General features: G+C 72.3%; 21 protein-coding genes. 10 read left to right on the forward strand and 11 right to left on the reverse strand.

Translation table 11 applies throughout. The annotated features are described in order from the left end of the window. Position 1 precedes the first annotated feature (1 nt). On the reverse strand, positions 2 to 961 hold the full coding sequence (locus GQF42_RS16925) for a hypothetical protein (protein WP_158920785.1): 960 nt from the start codon (positions 959 to 961) through the stop codon (positions 2 to 4). A 1-nt stretch (position 962) separates the two neighbouring features. Further along, positions 963 to 1,514, reverse strand: a complete 552-nt coding sequence (locus tag GQF42_RS16930) for an RNA polymerase sigma factor (protein WP_158920788.1) — start codon at positions 1,512 to 1,514, stop codon at positions 963 to 965. A 322-nt stretch (positions 1,515 to 1,836) separates the two neighbouring features. Between GQF42_RS16930 and GQF42_RS16935 the strand changes: the two genes are divergently transcribed. Then, entirely contained in the window at positions 1,837 to 2,856 is a 1,020-nt protein-coding gene (locus GQF42_RS16935) for an aspartate-semialdehyde dehydrogenase (RefSeq protein ID WP_158920791.1), read from the forward strand. Between the two features lie 502 nt (positions 2,857 to 3,358). Here GQF42_RS16935 and pepN read toward each other — a convergent pair. Further along, on the reverse strand, positions 3,359 to 5,968 hold the full coding sequence (gene pepN / locus GQF42_RS16940; RefSeq protein WP_158920794.1) for an aminopeptidase N: 2,610 nt from the start codon (positions 5,966 to 5,968) through the stop codon (positions 3,359 to 3,361). 112 nt (positions 5,969 to 6,080) lie between these two features. Here pepN and GQF42_RS16945 point away from each other — a divergent pair, with 112 nt between their 5' ends. Beyond that, positions 6,081 to 6,563 (forward strand): DUF1203 domain-containing protein, encoded by a 483-nt coding sequence (locus tag GQF42_RS16945; RefSeq protein WP_158920797.1) that lies wholly within the window; start codon positions 6,081 to 6,083, stop codon positions 6,561 to 6,563. Positions 6,564 to 6,679: 116 nt separating this feature from the next. On the opposite strand, the gene GQF42_RS16950 is transcribed toward GQF42_RS16945, so the two are convergent. The 4 genes from GQF42_RS16950 to GQF42_RS16965 are packed head-to-tail and all read right to left on the reverse strand — an operon-like array spanning position 6,680 to position 10,825. Continuing rightward, positions 6,680 to 7,603, reverse strand: coding sequence for a LysR family transcriptional regulator (locus tag GQF42_RS16950; protein WP_158920800.1), 924 nt, complete (start codon positions 7,601 to 7,603; stop codon positions 6,680 to 6,682). Positions 7,604 to 7,620: 17 nt separating this feature from the next. Next, positions 7,621 to 8,520: a DMT family transporter gene (locus GQF42_RS16955; protein ID WP_158920803.1), complete on the reverse strand. Its 900-nt coding sequence runs from the start codon at positions 8,518 to 8,520 to the stop codon at positions 7,621 to 7,623. Positions 8,521 to 8,561: 41 nt separating this feature from the next. Next, positions 8,562 to 9,491: an EamA family transporter gene (locus GQF42_RS16960; RefSeq protein WP_158920806.1), complete on the reverse strand. Its 930-nt coding sequence runs from the start codon at positions 9,489 to 9,491 to the stop codon at positions 8,562 to 8,564. Next, positions 9,488 to 10,825, reverse strand: coding sequence for an MFS transporter (locus tag GQF42_RS16965; protein ID WP_158920807.1), 1,338 nt, complete (start codon positions 10,823 to 10,825; stop codon positions 9,488 to 9,490). The genes GQF42_RS16960 and GQF42_RS16965 overlap by 4 nt, the downstream gene beginning before the upstream one ends. 138 nt (positions 10,826 to 10,963) lie before the next feature. Here GQF42_RS16965 and GQF42_RS16970 point away from each other — a divergent pair, with 138 nt between their 5' ends. Both GQF42_RS16970 and GQF42_RS16975 read left to right on the forward strand, forming a co-directional pair. Further along, complete coding sequence (locus GQF42_RS16970) at positions 10,964 to 11,482, forward strand: MarR family winged helix-turn-helix transcriptional regulator (protein ID WP_158920810.1); 519 nt, start codon at positions 10,964 to 10,966, stop codon at positions 11,480 to 11,482. 167 nt (positions 11,483 to 11,649) lie between these two features. Next, the gene (locus GQF42_RS16975; protein WP_407699495.1) at positions 11,650 to 11,979 is read left to right on the forward strand and encodes a TetR/AcrR family transcriptional regulator; all 330 of its coding nucleotides are present in this window, start codon (positions 11,650 to 11,652) and stop codon (positions 11,977 to 11,979) included. Between the two features lie 135 nt (positions 11,980 to 12,114). Here the strand turns inward: GQF42_RS16975 and GQF42_RS16980 are convergent, their stop codons facing one another. From GQF42_RS16980 to GQF42_RS16995, 4 genes are all read right to left on the reverse strand, one after another. After that, on the reverse strand, positions 12,115 to 12,390 hold the full coding sequence (locus tag GQF42_RS16980; RefSeq protein WP_158920813.1) for a hypothetical protein: 276 nt from the start codon (positions 12,388 to 12,390) through the stop codon (positions 12,115 to 12,117). Between the two features lie 9 nt (positions 12,391 to 12,399). Beyond that, entirely contained in the window at positions 12,400 to 14,673 is a 2,274-nt protein-coding gene (gene malQ / locus GQF42_RS16985; RefSeq protein ID WP_158920816.1) for a 4-alpha-glucanotransferase, read from the reverse strand. Further along, positions 14,674 to 14,919 (reverse strand): hypothetical protein, encoded by a 246-nt coding sequence (locus GQF42_RS16990; RefSeq protein ID WP_158920819.1) that lies wholly within the window; start codon positions 14,917 to 14,919, stop codon positions 14,674 to 14,676. 216 nt (positions 14,920 to 15,135) lie between these two features. Further along, positions 15,136 to 15,672 carry an HNH endonuclease gene (locus GQF42_RS16995; protein ID WP_071377809.1) on the reverse strand — a complete coding sequence of 179 codons (537 nt, stop codon included), beginning with the start codon at positions 15,670 to 15,672 and terminating at the stop codon, positions 15,136 to 15,138. A gap of 335 nt (positions 15,673 to 16,007) precedes the next feature. Between GQF42_RS16995 and GQF42_RS17000 the strand changes: the two genes are divergently transcribed. From GQF42_RS17000 to GQF42_RS17020, 6 genes are all read left to right on the forward strand, one after another. Next, the gene (locus tag GQF42_RS17000; protein ID WP_158920821.1) at positions 16,008 to 17,114 is read left to right on the forward strand and encodes a mechanosensitive ion channel family protein; all 1,107 of its coding nucleotides are present in this window, start codon (positions 16,008 to 16,010) and stop codon (positions 17,112 to 17,114) included. Positions 17,115 to 17,290: 176 nt separating this feature from the next. Beyond that, the gene (locus tag GQF42_RS46950; RefSeq protein WP_267906142.1) at positions 17,291 to 17,419 is read left to right on the forward strand and encodes a hypothetical protein; all 129 of its coding nucleotides are present in this window, start codon (positions 17,291 to 17,293) and stop codon (positions 17,417 to 17,419) included. A gap of 219 nt (positions 17,420 to 17,638) precedes the next feature. Continuing rightward, the gene (locus GQF42_RS17005; RefSeq protein WP_158920824.1) at positions 17,639 to 18,850 is read left to right on the forward strand and encodes an ROK family transcriptional regulator; all 1,212 of its coding nucleotides are present in this window, start codon (positions 17,639 to 17,641) and stop codon (positions 18,848 to 18,850) included. 46 nt (positions 18,851 to 18,896) lie between these two features. Next, a complete protein-coding gene (locus GQF42_RS17010; protein ID WP_158920827.1) occupies positions 18,897 to 20,240 on the forward strand; it encodes an ABC transporter substrate-binding protein in 1,344 nt (447 codons plus the stop codon). Between the two features lie 3 nt (positions 20,241 to 20,243). Further along, positions 20,244 to 21,185 (forward strand): carbohydrate ABC transporter permease, encoded by a 942-nt coding sequence (locus tag GQF42_RS17015; RefSeq protein ID WP_158920830.1) that lies wholly within the window; start codon positions 20,244 to 20,246, stop codon positions 21,183 to 21,185. A gap of 2 nt (positions 21,186 to 21,187) precedes the next feature. Further along, positions 21,188 to 22,081, forward strand: coding sequence for a carbohydrate ABC transporter permease (locus tag GQF42_RS17020; RefSeq protein ID WP_158920833.1), 894 nt, complete (start codon positions 21,188 to 21,190; stop codon positions 22,079 to 22,081). The last annotated feature ends 6 nt before the right edge of the window (positions 22,082 to 22,087 follow it).

The following is a 22,087-nucleotide window of genomic DNA, read 5'->3' on the forward strand; positions in this document are numbered from 1 at the left end:
GTTACCCGCACGTGGTGTGCCGGGAGGCGGGCAGCGCCGCGGTGATCCATGCCCGGTTGACGGCGACGCGGGTGTCCCCGACGGCCCACAGGCTCGCGTTCTGCCCGCCCGCGCCGACCGTGACGAGCACGTGCTGCCCCTTGCGCGGGGCCGGCCGCGCCCCGGCGTCCAGCAGGAAGGCGACCTCGGCCGGGCCGTGCGCGGGCTTGTAGGAGCGGCTGACGGTGAGCGTGACCCGGCGCCACGGGGCCGGCTTGCCCGGCCTCACCTCGGCCACCGTGCCCTCCACGACCAGCCGGGAGCAGGCGAGGCCGAGCGCGGGGTCGGCCGGCGGCCCGCCGTCCGTCGCGACGGGCGCCCTGACGCTCTTGGCGGCGGTGTTCGCCCCGGCACTGTCGTCGTCCGCGCCACCGGCGTGCACCACCATCCACCCGAACCCGGCGACCAGCCCGAGCGCCGCACCACCGGCAAGCACCCCGAACACGCCCCGCACCACCCGTCGCCGCCCGGAGGGACGACCGGGACGCGGCGGACGCAAGGGACGGGCGGGACGGGCGGCACGGGGAGTGGTCGTGCGGGGGCGACGAAGGCGTGGCGGGACGGGTTCGGACCGCGCCGACCGGGCGGGCTGCGGAGACGGCCCGGGCTGCGTGAGCCGACCGGGCTGCGTGAGCCGTCCGCCCTGCGGAGGCTGGGCCGGCCGGGGGGATGCCCCGGCCTCCTCCGCGGCCGTCTGCGCGGTCTGCGCGGTCTGCGCGGTCTGCGCGGTCAACGTCTCGGCCAGCCGGGCCAGTTGCTCCCTCAGCACCGCCACGTCGGCCTCGGCCGCCCGGTGCTCGGCCAGGAAGGCGGGGTCCCGTCGGGCCTCCTCCGGTAGCGCTTCCCCGGTGATGGCGGCCATGAGCGCGTCCATGCCGCCGTACTCCTCGGCCCCCCGCGTGCCCCCGTGCTCGGCGGTCACGTCACACCACCTCGTTCTCGTGCAGCCGGTCGCGCAGTGCGCGGACCGCCGTGTGCAGCCTGCTCTTGACCGTGCCCTCGGGGATGCCCAGTTCCTCGGCGATGCCCCGTACCGGCAGATCGGCGAAGAAGCGCAGCACGAGCACCTGCCGCTGGACCGCGGGCAGTTCGTCCAGGCCCTGGGCCACGGCGAGGGAGAGCAGGCTGGTCTCCTCGCCGGAGGGGTGGGCCGGCTCGTGCAGCGCGGCCAGCCGTTCCCCCAGTCGTTCCCGGCGCCGTTCGGCCCGGTGCCAGTCCATGGCGAGGTGGGAGGCGACGACCGCCACCCACGCCGACACGTCCCGCGGTGCCTCCTGCCCGCTCGCGGTCCGCTCCAGCAGCCGCAGCCGGACCTGCTGCACCCCGTCCGGCAGGTCCGACTGCGGCACACCACCGAGCGCGAGCACTGCCCGTACCCGGCGTTCCTGGTCCGCGTCCAGCGGGTCGTCGCCGGTACGGTCGTCCGTACCGGCCGCATGCGACACCTGGTCGCGGCGCGCCCCTCCGCGCAGCACAAGCCACCCCCCTCACGCGTTTTCCCTATGACGCCGCAGCCGGCGAAAACGTTCGAGGTGTATGTCACACCGCAGTGTGGCCGAGGGCCGCACGGGCAGGGGCGGGACGGCACAGCTTGCGGCGCAGGGCCCCGGTGGGGGGAATTCCTCCAGCTCAGCGGGGTGATCGGCGGAGGTGTGGAACCGGCGGCCGGGGGAAATCTGTCCCATTCCTCGGGCACGCACGGCAAAGAATTGGACAGGCGGACCGGGGTCGGCCGCATGATGGAAAAGCCCCGGTCATGCGCCTGGTCATGGAAGAGACACAAAAGAGGGAGTCGCTGTGAGGGTCGGAATCGTCGGAGCCACCGGTCAGGTCGGCACGGTCATGCGCAGGATCCTCGTGGAGCGGAACTTCCCGGTGACACAGCTGCGGCTGTTCGCCTCGGCACGCTCGGCGGGCACAGTGCTGGACGGCGTGACGGTGGAGGACGCGTCGAGCGCCGACTACACCGGCCTCGACATCGTGCTCTTCTCCGCGGGCGGTGCGACCTCCAGGGCGCTGGCCGAGAAGGTCGCCTCCCAGGGCGCCGTCGTGATCGACAACTCCTCGGCCTGGCGCAAGGACCCCGAGGTCCCGCTGGTCGTCTCCGAGGTGAACCCGCACGCGATCGCGGACCGGCCCAAGGGCATCATCGCCAACCCGAACTGCACCACGATGGCCGCGATGCCGGTCCTGAAGCCGCTGCACGAGGAGGCCGGTCTCCAGGCGCTGGTCGTCGCCACCTACCAGGCGGTGTCCGGCTCGGGTCTCGCGGGCGTGGCCGAGCTGCACGGCCAGGCGCAGAAGGTCGTCGCCGAGGCCGACAGGCTGACCCACGACGGCGCGGCGGTCGACTTCCCCGAGCCGCAGGTCTACAAGCGGCCGATCGCCTTCAACGTGCTCCCGCTGGCGGGCTCGATCGTCGACGACGGTCTGAACGAGACCGACGAGGAGCAGAAGCTGCGCAACGAGTCCCGCAAGATCCTGGAGATCCCGGGCCTCAAGGTGTCCGGCACCTGTGTGCGCGTCCCGGTCTTCTCCGGCCACTCCCTCCAGGTCAACGCCCGCTTCGCCCGCCCGCTCTCCCCCCAGCGCGCGACCGAGCTGCTGGCGAAGGCGCCGGGCGTCGCCCTCTCGGACATCCCGACCCCGCTGCAGGCGGCCGGTCAGGACCCCTCGTACGTCGGCCGCATCCGAGGTGACGAGACGGTGGACAACGGCCTCGCGCTGTTCATCTCCAACGACAACCTCCGCAAGGGTGCCGCGCTGAACGCGGTCCAGATCGCGGAGCTGGTGGCGGCGGAGCTGTCCGCGAAGTAGGGCACTCACCGGCAGTCGTACGGCGCGGGCGGTCACGGTCACGTGGCCGCCCGCGCCGTGTCCGCGGCCGGGGCGGATCTGCTCACCCGGCCGCTCCCGCCGTCCGCGCAACGGCCGCCGGCGGGAGCGACCGGCGTGACGGCCGTGTTGAACACCCCGGCGAACAGTGCGCAGGCCGCCTCCGGGCCCCCGGGCGCGACCGGCGGTCAGCCGGTTCCGCGCCGGGACGGGCACCCGCCGTACGCCGGGACGGGCACCCGCCGTACGCCGTGGCGGACACCCGCCGTACGCCGTGGCGGACACCCGCCGTACGCCGTGGCGGACACCCCGCCGTACGCCGGTCCCCGCACCAGCGGCAGCACGGCCGCGCCGGCCGCCGTACCGCCGACGGGGACCGAACAGCAGGAGGACGGCGGTGGGCGGCCGAGGGCGCGGCGCATGGCTCCGCCGGAGGGACGCGAAGGGCGCCCGGCACGGAGTCCGGGCGCCCTCGTCGGTGGTGCTACTTGCCGGCCGCCGCGTCTGCGGCCTGGGCCCTCAGGGCCCGCTCGACACCCGCACGGGACTCCGAGACGAGGCGGCGCAGGGCCGCGTTCGGCTCGGCCGCGGCCAGCCAGGTGTCGGTCTTGGCCAGGGTCTCCTCGGAGACCTGGACCGTCGGGTACAGGCCGATCGCGATCTGCTGGGCGATCTCGTGCGAGCGGGAGTCCCACACGCCCTTGAGGATCTCGAAGTACGTGTCCGTGAAGGGCGCCAGCAGCTCGCGCTGGTCGGTCTGGACGAAGCCGCCGATGACGGCCTCCTGCACGGCGTTGGGCAGCTTGTCGGAGTCGACCACCGAGGCCCAGGCCTCCGCCTTGGCCTCCGGCGTCGGCCGGGCCGCGCGGGCGGTGGCCGCGTGCCGCTCACCGGCCGCGGTCCGGTCCCGCTCGTACTCGGCCGCGATCTCCGCCTCGTCGAACCGGCCGACCGCCGCCAGCCGCTCCACGAACGCCCAGCGCAGCTCGGTGTCCACGGCCAGACCCTCGACGGTGTGGGTGCCCTCCAGCAGGCCCTCCAGCAGGTCCAGCTGCTCGGGGGTGCGGGCGGTCGCCGCGAAGGCACGGGCCCAGGCCAGCTGGTGGTCGCTCGCCGCCTCGGCCGCCCGCAGGTGGGCCAGCGTCGCGTCGGTCCAGCGGGTGAGCAGGGACTCGCGGGCGGTCGGGTCGGCGTACAGGTCGACGGCGAGCTTGACCTGGCGGTGCAGCGACTGCACCACGCCGATGTCGGACTCCTTGCCGATGCCCGACAGGACGAGGGACAGGTAGTCGCGGGCGGCCAGTTCGCCGTCGCGCGTCATGTCCCAGGCCGAGGCCCAGCACAGCGCGCGCGGCAGGGACTCGGTGAAGTCGCCGAGGTGCTCGGTGACGAAGGCCAGCGACTGCTCGTCCAGGCGGACCTTCGCGTACGACAGGTCGTCGTCGTTGAGCAGGATCACCGCGGGACGGCGCTTGCCGGTCAGCTGCGGCACGGCCGTCAGCTCGCCGTCGACGTCCAGCTCGACGCGCTCGGTGCGCACCAGCTTGCCGCTCGCGGGGTCGCGGTCGTAGCAGCCGATCGCGATGCGGTGCGGGCGCAGCACCGGCTCGCCCTGGGCGCCCGCGGGCAGCGCCGGGGCCTCCTGGCGGACGGCGAAGGAGGTGAGGACCCCGTCGGCGTCCGTGGCCACCTCGGGCCGCAGGATGTTGATGCCGGCCGTCTCCAGCCACTTCTTCGACCAGGTCTTCAGGTCGCGGCCGGAGGTCTCCTCCAGGGCGCCGAGCAGGTCGGACAGGCGGGTGTTGCCGAACGCGTGCCGCTTGAAGTAGGCCTGCACGCCCTGGAAGAACTCGTCCTCGCCGACGTACGCGACGAGCTGCTTGAGGACCGAGGCGCCCTTGGCGTACGTGATGCCGTCGAAGTTGACGAGCACGTCGTCCAGGTCGCGGATGTCCGCCATGATCGGGTGCGTGGACGGCAGCTGGTCCTGCCGGTACGCCCAGGTCTTCATGGAGTTGGCGAACGTGGTCCACGAGTGCGGCCAGCGCGAGCCGGGGGCGGCGGCCTGGCAGGCGATGGAGGTGTAGGTGGCGAACGACTCGTTCAGCCACAGGTCGTTCCACCACTCCATCGTGACGAGGTCGCCGAACCACATGTGGGCCAGCTCGTGCAGGATGGTCTCGGCCCGCATCTCGTACGCCGCGTCGGTCACCTTGGACCGGAAGACGTACTGGTCGCGGATGGTGACGGCGCCCGCGTTCTCCATCGCGCCCGCGTTGAACTCCGGCACGAAGAGCTGGTCGTACTTCGCGAAGGGGTACTTGTAGTCGAACTTCTCCTGGAACCAGTCGAAGCCCTGCCGGGTCACCTCGAAGATCGCGTCCGAGTCCAGGAACTCGGCGAGCGACGGACGGCAGTAGATGCCCAGCGGCACGCTCTGCCCGTCCTTCTCGTACACGCTGTGCACGGAGTGGTACGGGCCCGCGATGATCGCGGTGATGTACGTCGAGATGCGCGGGGTCGGCTCGAAGGCCCAGACGTTGTCCTTGGGCTCGGGGGTCGGTGAGTTCGAGATCACCGTCCAGCCCTCGGGCGCCTTCACGGTGAACCGGAAGGTGGCCTTCAGGTCCGGCTGCTCGAAGGAGGCGAACACCCGGCGGGCGTCCGGGACCTCGAACTGGGTGTAGAGGTAGGCCTGCTCGTCGACGGGGTCGACAAAGCGGTGCAGCCCCTCGCCGGTGTTGGTGTAGGCGCAGTCCGCGACGACCCGCAGGACGTTGCGGCCCTCCAGCAGCCCCGGCAGGGCGATCCGCGAGTCCGCGAACACCTCGGCGGGGTCGAGCGCGTCGCCGTTCAGAGTCACTTCGTGCACGGTGGGCGCCACCAGGTCGATGAAGGACTCACCGCCGCGCGCGACGTCGAAGCGCACCGTGGTCACGGACCGGTAGGTGCCTCCCCCGCTCCCGGCTTCGCTCGAGCGGGCGGTACCCCCATCCTGCGCTCCGGAGAGGTCGAGATCGATCTCGTACGAGTCAACGGTGAGCAGCTCGGCCCGCTGCTGCGCCTCTTCGCGAGTCAGGTTTGTGCCAGGCACGCGGTCATCTCCTCGTTATGTGTGGGTTGCGCCATCCTTCCATGGGATCCACAGGAAGCGCGATGTCCGGTTCCCGCCGGTGGGCGGGGCGCCCGGGCAGGAGGCTGGACCCATGACGACCGCACACACCGCACGGCCCGTCCCGCCCCGGGTGCTCGAGGAACTGCGCACCGCCGACGACGCCGGCCGCCCCCTGGCCCCCTTCACCGACGAGGAGGGCGGCGCCCCGCTGCGCTGCTGTCTGCGGCGCGCTGCGCCGGGCGAGCCGATCGCCCTGGTGTCGTACGCGCCGCTGCGCCGCTGGGCGGCCGAGACGGGCGCCGATCCCGGGGCGTACGACGAGCAGGGCCCGGTCTTCGTCCACGCCGAGGACTGCCCCGGCCCGTCCGGCACCGACCTGCCCTTCACCGACTCCCCGCGCGTCCTGCGGCGCTACTCCGCCGACGGCCGCATCCTGGGCGGCCGCCTGGTGAGCCCCTCGGAGGGCTTCGCATCGGCCTTCTCGGCGGCCTTCGCCGACCCCGAGGTGGCGTTGGTACACGTCCGGGCGGTGGAGTACGGGTGCTTTCTGTACGAGGTGCGGCGGGACCGGTAGGCGGTGAGCCTCCCCAGCGTCCTTGCGGCACTGCGGACGCTGCGCGTGGTGGACACCCGCGGCAGCCGTCCGGTCGAGGCCACCGCCATGACCGGGGCGGGCCGCTGCTGCGCAGTTCAGTACGGGTTCACGCCCGGGTGAGCGCCGGCCGCGGCGGCACCCCGCAGGGCTTGCAGTACGTGCGTCACCGCGCGCCCCGACTCCCCGCCCCTGCGCACCGCCGCCGTCACATGGCGGACCGGGCCGTCCGGGCCGAGGTCGCGCATCACGACGCCGTCGCGGCGGGTCGCGGCCATTCTCGGGACCAGGGCCACGCCCATGCCCGCCTCCACCATGGCGAGGATCGCGGTCCAGCCGGAGGCCGAGTGGCCCTGGTGGGGGCTGAAGCCGGCCGCCTCGCAGGCGCGGCGGGTGATGTCCGACCAGGGGCCGCTGCCGCCGAAGATCCAGGGTTCGGCGGCCAGGTCCGTCAGCGTCAGGTCGGGGGCCGGCGCCAGCGGGTGGTCCGGGGGCAGGGCGACGTCCAAGGGGTCGGCCAGGAGGGGGACCTGGGTCAGGCGGGGGTCGGCCGCGCTCGGGGCCTCGGCCGCCAGGGACAGGGCCAGGTCGACCTCGCCGGCGGTCAGCAGATCGTAGGCCTCGGCCGCCTCCGCCTCCCGTACGCGGACCAGCACCCCGGGGTGGGTGCCCCGCAGGGCCCGTACGGCCGGTACGACCAGGGTGGGGACCGAGGTCGGGAAGGCGCCCACCCGGACCTCTCCCGCCTCTCCCCCGGTGTACGCCGCCAACGCGGCCTGCGCGCGCTCCAGTTGCTCGAAGACCGGCTCGGTGTGGGTCAGCACCAGGCGGGCCGCGTCGGTGAGGCGCACCCGGCGGCCCCGGGCCTCCAGCAGGGGTACGCCGAGCTGCCGGGAGAGGTTGGTGAGCTGCTGGGAGACCGCGGACGGGGTCATGTGCAGGGCCTCGGCCGTCGCGGTGACCGTCCCGCGCTCGCGCAGGGTCCGCAGGATCTGCAGCTTCCTGATGTCCCAGTCGGCCATGTCGAGAAAGCTACACGTCAACGGCGTGCCCCGGCGCCGAGCACCACCCCGCCCAGGATCAGGGCCATCGACAGCAGCTGCGGCCACCCTGTCGTCTCGCCGAGCACGGCCCAGGACAGCAGGGCCACGCAGACCGGCTGGAGGTAGTAGACGATGCCCGCGCGGGTCGCGCCGACCAGGGCGATGGCCTTGTTCCATGCGAAGAAGGCGACGGCGGAGGAAGCCACGCCGACGTAGAGGAGGGGCAGCACCGTTGCGGGGGTCGCGGTGAAGCCGCCCTGGACGGCGACGCTCGCGGCCTGGACGGGGAGCAGGAGAACGGTGCCGGTCAGGAACGTGGTGAACAGGAAGGACGGACCGCCCAGTTCGGCCGGCCTGCGGCGAAGCAGCGCACTGTAGCCGGCGAAGCTGCACGCGGCGGCGATCATCCACAGGTCTCCGGCGGAGAAGTGGGCGCCGCCCCCGACGAGCAGCGCCACACCGGCGCAGGCGATGAGCAGGCCGGTGGTGCGCCGGGCGCCGAGCCGTACGCCGCCCAGCCGTTCGAACAGCGCCATGAGGACCGGCGAGGCCGCCATGATCATGCCCATGGTGGCGGCCGGGGTGGTCAGTCCTGCCTGGTTGACGAGGGTGTTGTAGACGGCCACGCCGAGGAACGACGCGAGGAGCACATAGCGGGCGTGCCGCCGGATCAGCCGCCGCTGTCGCCACGCCTGCCGGGCACCGAAGGGGGCCACGGCGACCAGTGCGATCACCCAGCGCCAGAAGGCGTGCTGCACGGGCGGGACGCTGTCGTGCAGGCCGCGGGAAGTGACGAAGCTGCCGGACCAGACGACCGTGGCGAGGGCGGCGCAGGCGAGGCCGAGCAACGGGGAGGTGGCTGTGGGAGCGGCGGTCCGGGGCAGGACGGCTGTCACGGGGTTCCTTTCGGCGGGAGCGGCAGCGGCTGGGCGTGCTGCTACCGTCGCAAGGAGTGACCTGTCAGGTCCATCGAAACTTTTCGACCGTTCTTTTCAGAAGAACCGAACGATGGCCGGGCGCGTTCCCCGAGCTGCCCCGCCAGCGTCGCCCCGAACGCCAGCGCCATGCCCGCCACCTGCACCGCGGTCAGCGCCTGCCCGAGCGCCACCCAGCCGACGACGGCCGCGGTCAGCGGGGACAGCGGCCCGAGGAAGGCGACCTGGGTGGCGGTGAGCCGGCCGATGCCGCGGAACCAGAGCCAGTAGGCGACGGCCGTGTTGGCCAGGGCGAGATAGAGGTAGCCGCCGACGGCCGGGCCGTCCAGGGCGGGCGGGGCGCCCTCGGTCAGGAAGGCGACGGGGGCGATGAGCAGGCCGCCCGCGGTGAGCTGCCAGCCGGTGAGAGCCAGCGGGCCGACGCCGTCCGGGCGGCCCCACCGCTTGGTCAGCACCGTCCCGGCGGCCATGGACGCGGTGGACGCCACGGCCGCGAGCAGCCCTGTGACGTCGAGCGCACCGCTGCCCTGCAGGACGACGAGACTGACGCCGAGCGCGGCCACGGCGCCGGTGGCGAGCGTGCGCCCGGCCGGCCGCCGGCCCAGCAGCAGTGCCGAGAGGCCGACGACGAACAGCGGCTGGACCGAGCCGACGACGGCCGCCATTCCGCCGGGCAGCCGGTACGCCGACACGAACAGCAGCGGGAAGAAGGCGCCGATGTTCAGCGCGCCGAGCACCAGCGACTTCCACCACCAGGCGCCCTTGGGCAGCACCCGGGCCAGCGCCAGCAGCACGAGCCCGGCGGGCAGGGCCCGCATCAGGGCCGTGAACAGCGGCCGGTCCGGCGGCAGGAACTCGGTGGTCACCGCGTAGGTGGTGCCCCAGGAGACGGGGGCGAGGGCGGTGAGCCCAATCGTCGCGGAGCGTTTCACGACCGGATCCCTTCGGGTTGGGCGATGACAGGAGTGAGAGGGGCGGCCGGGGCGGAGACGGGGTGCCGGGTGAGGGGCAGCGGCCGCAGCACCTGTGCCGGCAGGCGGCGCTCCACGCGGATCAGCAGGGCGGCGGCGAGCGCCGACGTCACGACGAGGACCGCCCACGGCGCCCGGCCGTCCAGCGCGAGCAGGGCGGTGAACAGGGACGGCGCCACCGCCTTCGCCAGCGACCAGGACATCTGATACGCCGCCAGATACCGGCCGCGCACCTCCTCGGGCGCCGCCTCGACCGCGAGCACCTGGGCGGCCGGGCTGTGGATCAGCTCGCCGACGGTGTAGACGACGACCACGGCGACCAGGGCAGCGCCCAGCACCCCACCGGAGCCCGGCCGCAGGGTGCCCAGTGCGATCAGCGCGGCGAAGGCGGTGGCGAACAGGGCCCCGCCCAGCGCCGCCGCCCGGGTGCGCCGGGCACCGGCCCTGCGGACCCGTGCGCCGACGGCGACCCCGCCCACGGCGCACAGCACGGTGTTGACGGTGAACGCGGCACCCGTGAGCACCGCGGGCCCGTGCAGCCACTCCACCAGGTACAGCGGGAAGAGCACCGAGAGGGCCGAATAGCTCAGTGCGTTGAGGAAGTTGGCGCCGGTGACGATCAGGAAGGGCCGGTCGGCGAGGACGAGCCGGTAGCCGGCTCCGGCCCGCCCCGGGACCGGCACCCGGCCCGTGCCGCTCGCCGCGCCCACCGCGCCCGCCGGCCGCAGCGGGCGCAGCAGCAGTGCCGCAAGCGCGAAGGTGAGCGCGTTGCCCCAGGCCGTGCAGGCGTAACCGGCGCTGCCCGCAAGGGAGATGACGAGCGTTGCCAGCAGCGCGCCCGCGCCGTTGCCGGCGTTCTGCAGTGCGCGCGTCGACGCCTGGAGCCGGTCCCGCCCGGAGCCGGACGCCACCTCGCCGATCAGGGACTGCTGCGCGGCGGGGTAGGCCCGGTCGGCGGCGGCCGTGACCAGGGCGACGACGGCGAAGGCGGCCAGGGAGTGGGCGAAGGGGTAGAGGGCGAAACCGACGACCCGGACGCCGTAGAGCACATACAGCACCCGCTGTGCGCCGTACCGGTCCACCGCCGTCCCCGCGAGCGGCAGTACCGCGATGCCCGCGAGACCGGTGGCGGTGAGCACGGCGCCGACGACCGGGAAGGACAGCCCGGTGACGGCGTGGAAGAAGACCAGTGTGAACGGGACGTACATGCCGGTGCCGATGCCGTTGACGGCGGCGGCGACGGGCAGCGTCCACTCCCCCGGGACGCGCTCGTCCGCCCCGCTCTTCCGCTTCATCGTGCGGATCCCCTCGTAAGTAGCTTGGCGACAAGTAGCTTAGCCCTAAGCTTCTTTTTGGCAAGCTACTTTCCAGGAAGTCACTTCCTGGCAAGCTGCTTACTTGCGAGCGATCGGTGAGCGGGCGATACTCGGCACATGACCGAAGGCCCGCAGCAGCGCAGGGATCCCGTCGACGCGATCATCGACCAGTGGGCGGCCGTGCGGCCCGACCTCGAGTCCCGGGCGATGGAGGTCTTCGGACGGATCTACCGACTCTCGCGCGCCATGGGCGACCGCATGGAGAAGGCGTACCAGGCCTACGGCATCTCGCGCGGCGAGTTCGACGTGCTGGCGACCCTGCGCCGCTCCGGCGAGCCGCACACCCTCTCCCCGCGCCAGCTGTCGGCCACCCTGATGCTCACCACCGGCGGCATGACCGGCCGCCTGGACAAACTGGAGAAGGCCGGTCTGCTGCGCCGCTCCCCCGACCCGCACGACCGCCGAGGCCTGCAGGTGACGCTCACCGACAAGGGGCTGGACGCCGTGGACCGGGCGGTCGGCGCGGGCCTCGCGGTCCAGACGGCGGCCCTGTCGTCCCTGAACGACGAGCAGGCCGGCCAACTGGCCGACCTGCTGCGGGTGTTGCTCGCCGGGACACAGGAAGCGGAGCGCTAGAGAGCCGGGCGCTGGAGAGCCGGGCGCTGGAGAGCCGGGCGACACGGAGCGCAGCGCGGGAGCCTGTTCAGCCTCCGACGTGGGCGCGCACCGCCGCCTCGGCCCGCGCGGCGGCCGTCCAGCTGGATCTGCGGCTGCCCGACCTGACGCGGATACCGCGGGAGGAGGTGGGTTGGGCGCTGGTGGGACACTTCCTCGACCTGTGGGAGGGGAGCGAGGAGCTGACGGCCGTTCTCCGGGTCGGTGTCACCCACCAGGCCGGCGCGCAGCGGATGCAGCTCGTCTTCCGGGACCAGCTGCTGCCGGCGGCCCGGCAGGTGTGCCCCGATCCCGAGCAGTTCCCGGCACGGGCCGCGCTGTGTGCCGCGCAGCTGCTCGGCCTGGCCCTCACCCGCTACGCACTGCGCCTGCCGCCCGCCCGGGAGCTGACCCACGGAGAGCTGCCGGCCCGGCTCGGACCGACCGTGCAGCGCCATCTGACGGCACCGGGCCCCTGAGCCGCGCGGCACGAAGGACACACGGAAAACCGTGTGGAACACGCCGAGGGCGCCGACCCCGCCCGGGTACACGCAACACGCGTACCGACGGGAGGTCAGGCGCCCCCGGCGAACAGAAAGCGGAGTCCGGTCGGCTCAGGCCTTGGCGCCCGACTTGACCTTGGTGCTGGACGAGGGCTTGAAGGTCCTGATCTTGGACTTGTCCAGCATGATCACCAGACCGGCGATCACGGCGAACAGGGCCAGCGGGATCAGCACGTAGAGACCCAGCGTCTGGATGACGCTCAGGCCCTTGCCGGGGTCGTCGCCGTCGTCGCGGGTCAGCGCGAGCGCAGGGGACGACATGAGCAGCATCATCAGCGTCGTACCGGCGGCCAGGGCGCCGGCGCGCAGGGCGTTCTTCTTGTCCACGATCTCAAGTTAGCGAATCACCCGGTCGGTCGCGCGCCCGGGGTCCCGTAGCAGGGGTGGCCCGCTTCCGATATGTGCGTACACCTCGAGCAGCGCGCGCAGCCGCGGCGCGGCCGTCAGCTCCTCCAGCGGCACCGCGCGACCGGCGCCGTCCGCGATCGGCAGCCGCCAGTTCGGGTACTGGTCCCAGGTGCCGGGCAGGTTCTGCGGGCGGCGGTCGCCCACGCCGTCCGGGAGCCAGACGCCGATCAGCCGGGCCGGGGTGCGCAGCAGGAAGCGGTGGACGGCGCGGATCTCCTCCTCCTCGTCGGAGCCGGGTGGTCCGGCCGCCGGACGGTCCAGCAGGCCCAGGCTGCCGAGCAGTGCGAGCCACTCGGCGGTGTCCGAGGCGGCCTCGGTGCGTTCCTCTGCCGCCGAACGGGTGAGCAGGCCCAGCCGGTCGCGCAGGCCGACGTGGTCGCCGGTGAGCCGGGCGGCGGTGGGCGGCAGATCGTGGGTGGTGGCGGTGGCCAGGCAGTCGGCGCGCCAGCGCTCGGGCGGCAGCGGGCGGCCGTCGCCCTCCCAGTCCCGTTCGAACCACAGCACCGAGGTGCCGAGCACTCCGCGCCGCTGGAGGCTCTCGCGGACGCCGGGCTCGACGGTGCCGAGGTCCTCGCCGATGACGACCGCCCCGGCGCGAGTGGCCTCCAGGGCGAGGATCGCGAGCATCGCGTCGGCGTCGTAGCGGACGTAGGTCCCCTCGGTGGGGGCGCTGCCCCGGGGCACCCACCACAGCCGGAACAGGCCCATGACGTGGTCGATGCGCAGCGCGCCGGCGTAGCGGAAGAGGGCGCGCAGCAGGTCGCGGTAGGGGGCATGGCCGGTGGCGGCGAGCCGGTCGGGGCGCCAGGGCGGCAGGCCCCAGTCCTGGCCGCGGGCGTTGAAGGCGTCGGGCGGGGCGCCGACGGACATACCGGCGGCGAACACGTCCTGCTGCGCCCAGGCGTCGGCGCCCTGCGGATGCACGCCGACGGCCAGGTCGTGCACGATCCCGACGGGCATCCCGGCCTCCGACGCGACACGCTGGGCGGTGCGCAGCTGGCCGTCGGTGAGCCAGGCGAGGCGGGTGTGGAACGCGACGCGGTCGGCGAGTTCGGTGCGGGCCCGGGCGGTGGCGGCCGAGCGGGGGGCACGCAGACCGTCGGGCCAGGCGTGCCAGTCGGGGCCGTGGACCTCGGCGAGGGCGTACCAGGTGGCGTGGTCCTCGAGGGCCTGGCCGTGCGCGGCGCGGAAGGCGTCGTAGGCGGCCTGCCGGCCGGGCCCGAGGGGGACGGCCGCCACCGCCTCCAGGGCCTCGCGCTTGAGTTCCCACACGGCGTCCCGGTCGATGAGGGCGCCCTTGTCGAGGACGGCGGTACGCAGCCGCGCGGCCCGCTCCAGCAGCCCGCCGAGCCGCTCGCGGTCCTCGGTGTGGGCGTACTCGGGGACGTCCTCGATCCGCAGATGCACCGGGTCGGGGAACCGGCGAGAGGACGGGCGGTACGGGGAGGGGTCGGTGGGGGCGCCGGGTACGGCCGCGTGCAGGGGGTTGACCTGCACGAATCCGGCCCCGACGGTACGCCCGGCCCAGCCGGCCAGCTCGGCCAGGTCACCGAGGTCGCCCATGCCCCAGGAGCGGCGCGAGAGCAGGGAGTACAGCTGGACGAGGAGGCCGTAGGAGCGGCCGGCGGGGGTGGGCAGCCGGTCGGGGGCGACGACGAGGTGGGCGCGGGTGCTGCGGCCGTCGGGCGCGACGGCGGTCAACCGGTGGACGCCGAGCGGGAGTTCGGCGACACCGTGCCACTCCCTGGCCCACCGCCCGGTCGGGACCTCACCCGGATCCCCGTCCCCGGTCGGGACCTCGCCCCCGTCCCGTTCTCCCCGTTCCCTGCGCTCCCCGGCCCGCCGCCCGCCGTGGTCCGGGTCCTGGCCGTGGCCCTGCTCCCGCTCGGTCTCGACGGTCAGCCGGGTACCGGCGGGCAGTGCGGCGAGGGCGGCGGGAGGCGGGGCGCCGGTCCAGTGGACCACCGTGGGCGGCAGCAGGCGCTCGCGCAGCTCCCGGTCGCGGACGGCGAGCGCGGCGCGTACGGCGTCCGGTCCGGCCGCCTCGACGCCGAGGGCGGCCAGCGCGGCGACCACGGCGGAGTCGGGAACCGGGACGGTACGGTCCGGGGCGGGGCTGTAGGAGGTGGCGACCCCGTACAGCTCGGCGAGCCGGGCCAGCTCCTGGGCCGGCGCCGGCGGCTCGTCGTTCGCCGCCGTCATCTACAGCCCCGGGCCGAAGAAGTCCGGGACGGGATCGGACTCGCTGGTCAGCGGGGCGGTCTCGGCGAGCGGCGGCTCACTGGTCAGGGGCTCGGCGTCGGGCAGCGGCGGTTCGCTGGTCAGGGGCGCCTGGGCGCAGGCGCTCTCCGCGCTGAAGACGCACGTGAGCGCCTCGTCGGTCGCGGCGGACGACTCCGCCACGGGTTTCCACTGGGCCGGGATCGTCGGTCGAGCCGGTGCGGCCACGGGGGTCTCCTGTCGGTCGAGGCCGGCCATACATGCCGGTTTGTGTACGACAGGCCTACCCCGTGACGGCGTCCGCACTCGCTCCCGTTCCCGGAGCACCTGAAGGGGGCGCGGGGAACCGCGCGAGCGAGTGCGGACGGACCCGCGGTCGCCGGCGAACCCCACCACGCCCCCGGCGGGCTCGGACAACCGCCCGCAGACGACACTGGCCCGGATCTAGGCAGAGATGCCGTCGATCCGGGCCAAGGCGTCATCCGCGCCGTACGGCTGCAAGTAGGGCAACCAGCGCGGGTCCCTGTGGCCGGTGCCGATGATGCGCCAGGCCAGGCCGGTCGGCGGAGCGGGTTTGTGGCGCAGGCGCCAGCCCAGCTCGACGAGATGGCGGTCGGCCTTGACGTGGTTGCAGCGGCGGCAGGACGCCACCACGTTGTCCCAGACGTGCTTGCCCCCGCGGCTGCGCGGGATGACGTGGTCGACGCTGGTTGCGACGCCACCGCAGTACATGCACCGGCCGCCGTCGCGCGCGAAGAGCGCACGGCGGGTGAGAGGAACGGGGCCACGGTAGGGAACCCGCACGAATCGCTTGAGCCGGACCACGCTGGGTGCGGGGACTGTGACGGTCGCGCTGTGCATATAGGCGCCGGATTCCTCGAGGGAGACAGCCTTGTTCTCCAGGACGAGGATGAGCGCGCGGCGGAGCGGTACGACGCCGAGCGGCTCGTACGACGCGTTGAGGACCAGGACATGCGGCACGGGGGCCTCCTTGGGCGTCGGCGGCGCGTGGCTCGCGCCGGGACGATCTGCAGTCAGTCTCCCCTCATGCCTGGTGAACGCGCCACCATGTCCCGGTAACGGGCTGGGAGTGTTTTCGACCACACCCGATACATCCCCCGGATCATGCCCTGCTCAAGCCAGGGTGAGTCCCGTCTCTCCTGCACCCTTCCTTGGCGTATTCGCGCGGGGCGCTCACAATGCCCCGTTAGTGTGGTGGTCCTGTCCGTCCGGTGACCTTTTCGTGACCTTGGAAGTCCCTGGAACCCTTGACCGCCCCGCCGGTACGGAACTCGCAACACCTGGAGGTACCTGCCGTGTCGTCCTTGCCCGTCGTCCTGCCGGCCGTCGGTGCGTCCCCGTCTCCCTCGCCCTCCGGGTCGACGCAGCCGGCCGTGCCCTCGCTCCAGGACGCCCAGGAGAGCGCGACGAACGCGGCGAGCTGGGTCGAGCAGAACTGGTCGACGTGGCTCGCGATGGGTCTGCAGATCCTGCTGATCGTGGTGACCGCGGTCGCGCTCCGAGCGGTGGTGCGGCGGGCGATCACCAAGCTGATAGAGCGCATGGGCCGGACCGCGCAGGCCATGGACGGCTCCGCGCTGGGCGGGCTGCTGGTGAACGCCGAGCGGCGGCGGCAGCGGTCGGCGGCGATAGGTTCGGTGCTCCGGTCGGTGGCGAGCTTCCTGATCATGGGCACGGCGGCGCTGATGGTGCTGTCCACCTTCAAGATCAACCTGGCGCCGCTGCTGGCGTCGGCCGGGGTGGCCGGCGTGGCGATCGGTTTCGGCGCGCGCAACCTGGTCACGGACTTCCTGTCCGGCGTGTTCATGATCCTGGAGGACCAGTACGGCGTCGGTGACGTGATCGATGCGGGCGTGGCGACCGGCGAGGTGGTCGAGGTCGGGCTGCGGGTGACCAAGCTGCGCGGCGCGGACGGCGAGATCTGGTACGTCCGCAACGGCGAGGTCAAGCGGATCGGCAACCTCTCGCAGGGCTGGGCGACGGCCGGGGTCGATGTGACGGTGCGCTCGAGCGAGGACCCGGACAAGGTCAAGGAGACGCTGGACACGGTCGCCGAGCACATGAGCAAGGAAGAGCCCTGGAACGAGCTGCTGTGGGGCCCGATCGAGGTGCTCGGCCTGGACTCGGTCCTGATCGACTCCATGGTGGTCCGGGTCTCGGCCAAGACGATGCCGGGCAAGGCGCTGACGGTGGAGCGCGAGCTGCGCTGGCGGATCAAGCGGGCCTTCGACGGGGCGCACATCCGCATCGTGGGCGGCGCCACGTCCGTGGAGGACGCAGAGGACACCCCCGACCCGACGGCGTCGGTCGCGGCCCCGTCGGCCTTCTCCAACGCGGACTCCGCGCAGGCGAAGGCGGCGACGCCGATAGTTCTGCAGCAGCCGGATCCTCCGGTCAAGTAGCGAGCGGAACGGTTCAGCACGCTCGTTCGAGTGAAGAGGCGGGGCGTCCCGGCGCACAGTGCGCACGAGGTGCCCCATCGTTCTGCCGGGGCACCCGGCGCGGGCTCAGCCCGGCACCAGCGGGACAAGGAGAACGAGCAACGAGCGATGAGCGCCGAACCCTCACGGAGCCGGTCATGACGCAGCAGGACCCCATCGACCTGTTGATCGCGATCGAAGAAGCGTCGGTGGCGACCCTCGGCGACCCCCTCCCCCTCCCCGCCCCTCACCTCACCCTCGACACGGCCCCGTTCGTCACCGACTGACCGGCCACGCACCCCGCCCCCGAGGTAACGACTCCGTTTCCTCGGGGACGTTGTCTATTGACGCCCCCTTCGTCCTGGGCTTACTTTCCTCCCATCCGAATAGGAAACTTTCCTAACAATGATCTTCTCGGCGGCCGGTGGTCATCTCGATGATCAAGACTGGACGTCCGGCCAGGTCACTGCGAAGCTGGGCGGCTGGAAAGGCAGGTGTCGACCCCCATGGCAGGAACCGCCGGTACGCCGGGCACCCCTCGCGTCCTGCGCGCCATGAACGACCGCGCCGCCCTGGACCTGCTGCTGGAGCACGGGCCGCTGTCGCGCACCCGGATCGGCAAGCTCACCGGCCTGTCCAAGCCCACCGCCTCCCAGCTGCTGGCCCGTCTCGAGGCGGCCGGACTGGTCCGGGTCACCGGCACCAGCGAGGGCCGGCCGGGCCCCAACGCCCAGCTGTACGCGGTGCATCCCGGCGCCGCGCACGCCGCCGGGCTCGACGTCACCCCGGAACGCATCCGTGCCGCCGTCGCCGACATCACCGGCCGCACGGTCGGCGAGTACGAACTGCCCACCCCTGGGCGCCGTCCCGCGCAGCCCGTCGTCCAGCGGGTGACGGACGCGCTCGACGGCGCGGTGAAGGCGGCCGGGCTCGCGCGCCGCGACGTGCACCGGCTGGTCATCGGCACCCCGGGCGCCTTCGACCCCAACACCGGCCGGCTGCGCTACGCCTCCCACCTGCCCGGCTGGCACTCCCCCGCGCTGCTCGACGACCTCGCCGCGGCCCTGCCGATGCCGGTGGAGTACGAGAACGACGTCAACCTCGTCGCCCTCGCCGAACAACGGCTCGGCGCGGCCCGGGGCCACGGGGACTTCGTCCTGCTGTGGAACCAGGAGGGGCTCGGCGCCGCCCTGATCCTCGGCGGCCGGCTGCACCGGGGCTGGACGGGCGGCGCCGGCGAGGTCGGCTTCCTGCCGGTGCCGGGCACGCCCCTGGTGCGCCAGGTGACCAAGGCCAACAGCGGCGGCTACCAGGAGCTGGCCGGCTCCCAGGCCGTACCCGGACTGGCCCGCGAACTCGGCATCACGGACGTGCCGTCGGGGCCGTACACCGAGGTCGCCGCCGCACTGGTCGCCCGCGCCGCCGACCACACCCGCGGCCCCTACCGTGAGCTGCTGCAGACCTACGCGACCCGGCTGGCCACCGGTCTCGCCTCGCTCGTCTCCGTCCTCGACCCCGAACTCGTCGTCCTCAGCGGCTCCGCCCTGACGGCCGGCGGCGAGGTCCTGCGCGCCCTCGTCCAGGCCGAGCTGGAGGAGCTGGCGGCGGCCCGGCCCCGGCTGGTCGTCGGCGACGTCCGCGAACACCCCGTCCTGCGCGGCGCGTTGGAGAGCGCACTCGCCGCCACCCGCGACGAGGTCTTCGACACCTCGCGCTGAGTCACGCCCCCCTCTCACCCACCCCGTCCCTCTGGGAGACCTCGCCATGCCCGAAGTCATACCCTCGGCTGTCCGGAAGACGGCTTTTGTCGTGACCGCCTCGCTCGCCCTGCTGACCACCGCCTGTACGGGGCAGTCCGGCTCCGGTGCCTCGGACGACCCCACGAAGGACACGACGATCAACTTCTGGCACGCCTGGAGCGCGCCGAACGAGGTGCAGGCCGTCAAGACGCTGGTCTCCGGCTTCGAGAAGGCGCACCCCAACATCCATGTGAACGTCGTCGGCAACATGACCGACGACAAGATCAACCAGGCGCTGCGGTCGGGCGGCGACAAGGCCCCCGACGTCATCTCCTCCTTCACCACCAACAATGTGGGCAAGTTCTGCTCCTCGGGCGCGCTGGTGGACCTCAACCCCTTCTTCAAGAAGTCGGGCATCGATCCCACCGCGACCTTCCCGAGGACGATGAACGAGTACACCCGGTTCGAGGGCAACCGCTGTACGGTGCCGCTGCTCGGGGACGCGTACGGGCTCTACTACAACAAGACGGAGTTCAAGAAGGCGGGCATCTCCCGCCCGCCCAGAACCTGGTCCGAATTCGAGGCCGACGCCCGGAAACTCACCATCCCCGGCGGCGACTCCTACAAGCAGCTCGGTTTCATGCCGGACTACCACGGCTGGGAGACCACCACCGAGCACTACTTCGCGCAGTTCTCACCGACGTACTTCGCCAAGGACGGCACGTCGAACCTGGCCAAGGACCCGGCCTTCGAACAGGGATTCAGCCTCCAGAAGCGCCTGGTGGACGAACTCGGCGGATTCCAGAAGCTGGAGAAGTTCCGCTCGACGCTCGGTGACGAGTGGGGACCCAGGCATCCGTTCCACACCGGGCAGGTCGCCATGCAGCTCGACGGCGAGTGGCGGCTCGGGATGGCGCTGGCCGCCAAGCCCAACTTCGACATCGGGGTCGCCCCGCTGCCCGTCCCCGACGACCGGGCCGCGCAGTACGGCAAGGGCTACATCACCGGCACCATCGCGGGCATCTCCGCCTCCAGCCACAAGCAGAACGCGGCCTGGGAATTCGTCAAGTACATCACCACGGACACCGACGCGGTGGTCGGCTTCTCCAACGACCTGCACAACGTGCCCTCCACGCTCGCCGCCCTCAAGTCCCCGAAGCTGAAGTACGACCCGCGCTTCAAGACGTTCCTGGACATCGCGGCCGACCCGAATTCCACGACCACGCCCGCCTCGGTCAACGGCGGTGTGTACCTCGCCACCATCCAGCAGCTCGGTTACGACTACGAGAGCGGCAAGGTCACCGATCTGAAGGCCGGCCTGAAGAAGACGGCCGCGCAGATCGACACGGACATCGCGCAGGCGAAGTAGCCGATGAGTACGGTCACTCTGGCGTCCAAGCGCCGCCGGTCGGCACTGCGGACCCTCGCCTTCATGTCGCCCTGGCTGATCGGCTTCGCGGTGTTCTTCGCGTATCCGCTGATCTCGACGGTCTATTTCTCGTTCATGCACTACGACGGCTTCAAACCGCCGACGTGGAGCGGTGCGAAGAACTGGACGTACGTCTTCGAGCACTATCCGTACTTCTGGCCCGCGATGCGCAACACCCTGTGGCTGGTCGTGGTGATGGTGACCCTCCGGGTGGTCTTCGGGCTCGGCGTCGGGCTGCTCATCACCAAGATCAAGACGGCTACGGGTGTCTTCCGGACCCTCTTCTACCTGCCGTATCTCGCCCCGCCGGTCGCCGCCACCATGGCCTTCGCGTTCCTGCTCAACCCCGGCACCGGGCCGGTGAACTCGATCCTGGAGAAGGCCGGCATCCCGGCTCCGGGCTGGTTCAACGACCCGACCTGGTCCAAGCCGGCGCTGACCCTGCTCGCACTCTGGGGCGTCGGCGACCTGATGGTCATCTTCATGGCCGCGCTGCTCGACGTACCGACGGAGCAGTACGAGGCCGCCGAGCTGGACGGCGCGTCGGCGTGGCAGCGCTTCCGGTACGTCACGCTGCCGAACATCTCCCCGATCGTGATGTTCGCCGTCGTCACGGGGGTCATCCAGACGATGCAGTACTACACACAGCCCCTGATCGCCGGGAAGGTCGCCTCGGGCGTGATCCAGGGCGCGGGCACCCAGTTCGAGCCCGGCTACCCCGACAAGTCCACGCTCACCCTCCCCCAGCTGGTGTACAACCTCGGCTTCCAGCGCTTCGACTACGGCTCCGCGTGTGTCGTCGCCCTCGTCCTCTTCGCCCTGTCGATGGTCTTCACCGCCTTCCTGATGCGGCGCCGGGGCGGTCTCATCCAGGCAGGTGACTGACCATGACCCAAGTACTGGACAAGGCGGCCGGGTTGACGGCTCCGGCCTCGGCCGCCGAGCGCACCGCCCGGCGCCGGGCCCTGCTGGAGTGGATCGCCGTCCACTCGCTCGGCCTCGCCGCCGCGCTGTTCTTCACGCTGCCCTTCGTGTTCGTGTTCCTGACCTCGCTGATGAGTGACAGCCAGGCCCTGAGCCGGGACCTGATCCCGCACACCTGGGAGTGGGGCAACTACCGGAAGGTCTTCGACACGCCCGGCTTCCTGACCTGGTGGAAGAACACGCTGATCTACGCCGGCCTCGGCACCGTGCTGACCGTGGTGTCGTCGATCCCGGTGGCCTACGCCCTCGCCAAGTTCCGCTTCCGGGGGCGCAACCTGTCACTCATGCTGGTGATCTCGATGATGATGCTGCCTCCGCAGGTGGTCATCATCCCGATGTACCTGTTCTGGGCGAAGCAGCTGGACCTGTCCGGCACGCTGTGGCCGCTGATCATCCCGATGGCGTTCGGCGACGCGTTCTCCATCTTCCTGCTGCGCCAGTTCCTGATGACGATCCCGAACGAGTACCTGGACGCGGCGAGGGTCGACGGCTGCGGAGACCTCAGGACACTGCTGAGGGTCGTGCTGCCGATGGCCAGGCCCGGCATCTCCGCCGTCGCCCTGTTCCAGTTCTTCTACGCCTGGAACGACTACTTCGGCCCGCAGATCTACGCGTCCGAGAACCCCGGTGCCTGGACCCTGTCCTACGGCCTGGAGTCCTTCAAAGGCGCCCACCACACCGACTGGAACCTCACCATGGCCGCGACCGTACTGGTCATGGCCCCCGTGATCCTCGTGTTCTTCTTCGCCCAGAAGGCGTTCGTCGAGGGCGTCACGCTCACCGGAGTGAAGGGTTGATCCGTA

This window comes from Streptomyces broussonetiae, from assembly GCF_009796285.1.
Lineage (GTDB): Bacteria > Actinomycetota > Actinomycetes > Streptomycetales > Streptomycetaceae > Streptomyces > Streptomyces broussonetiae.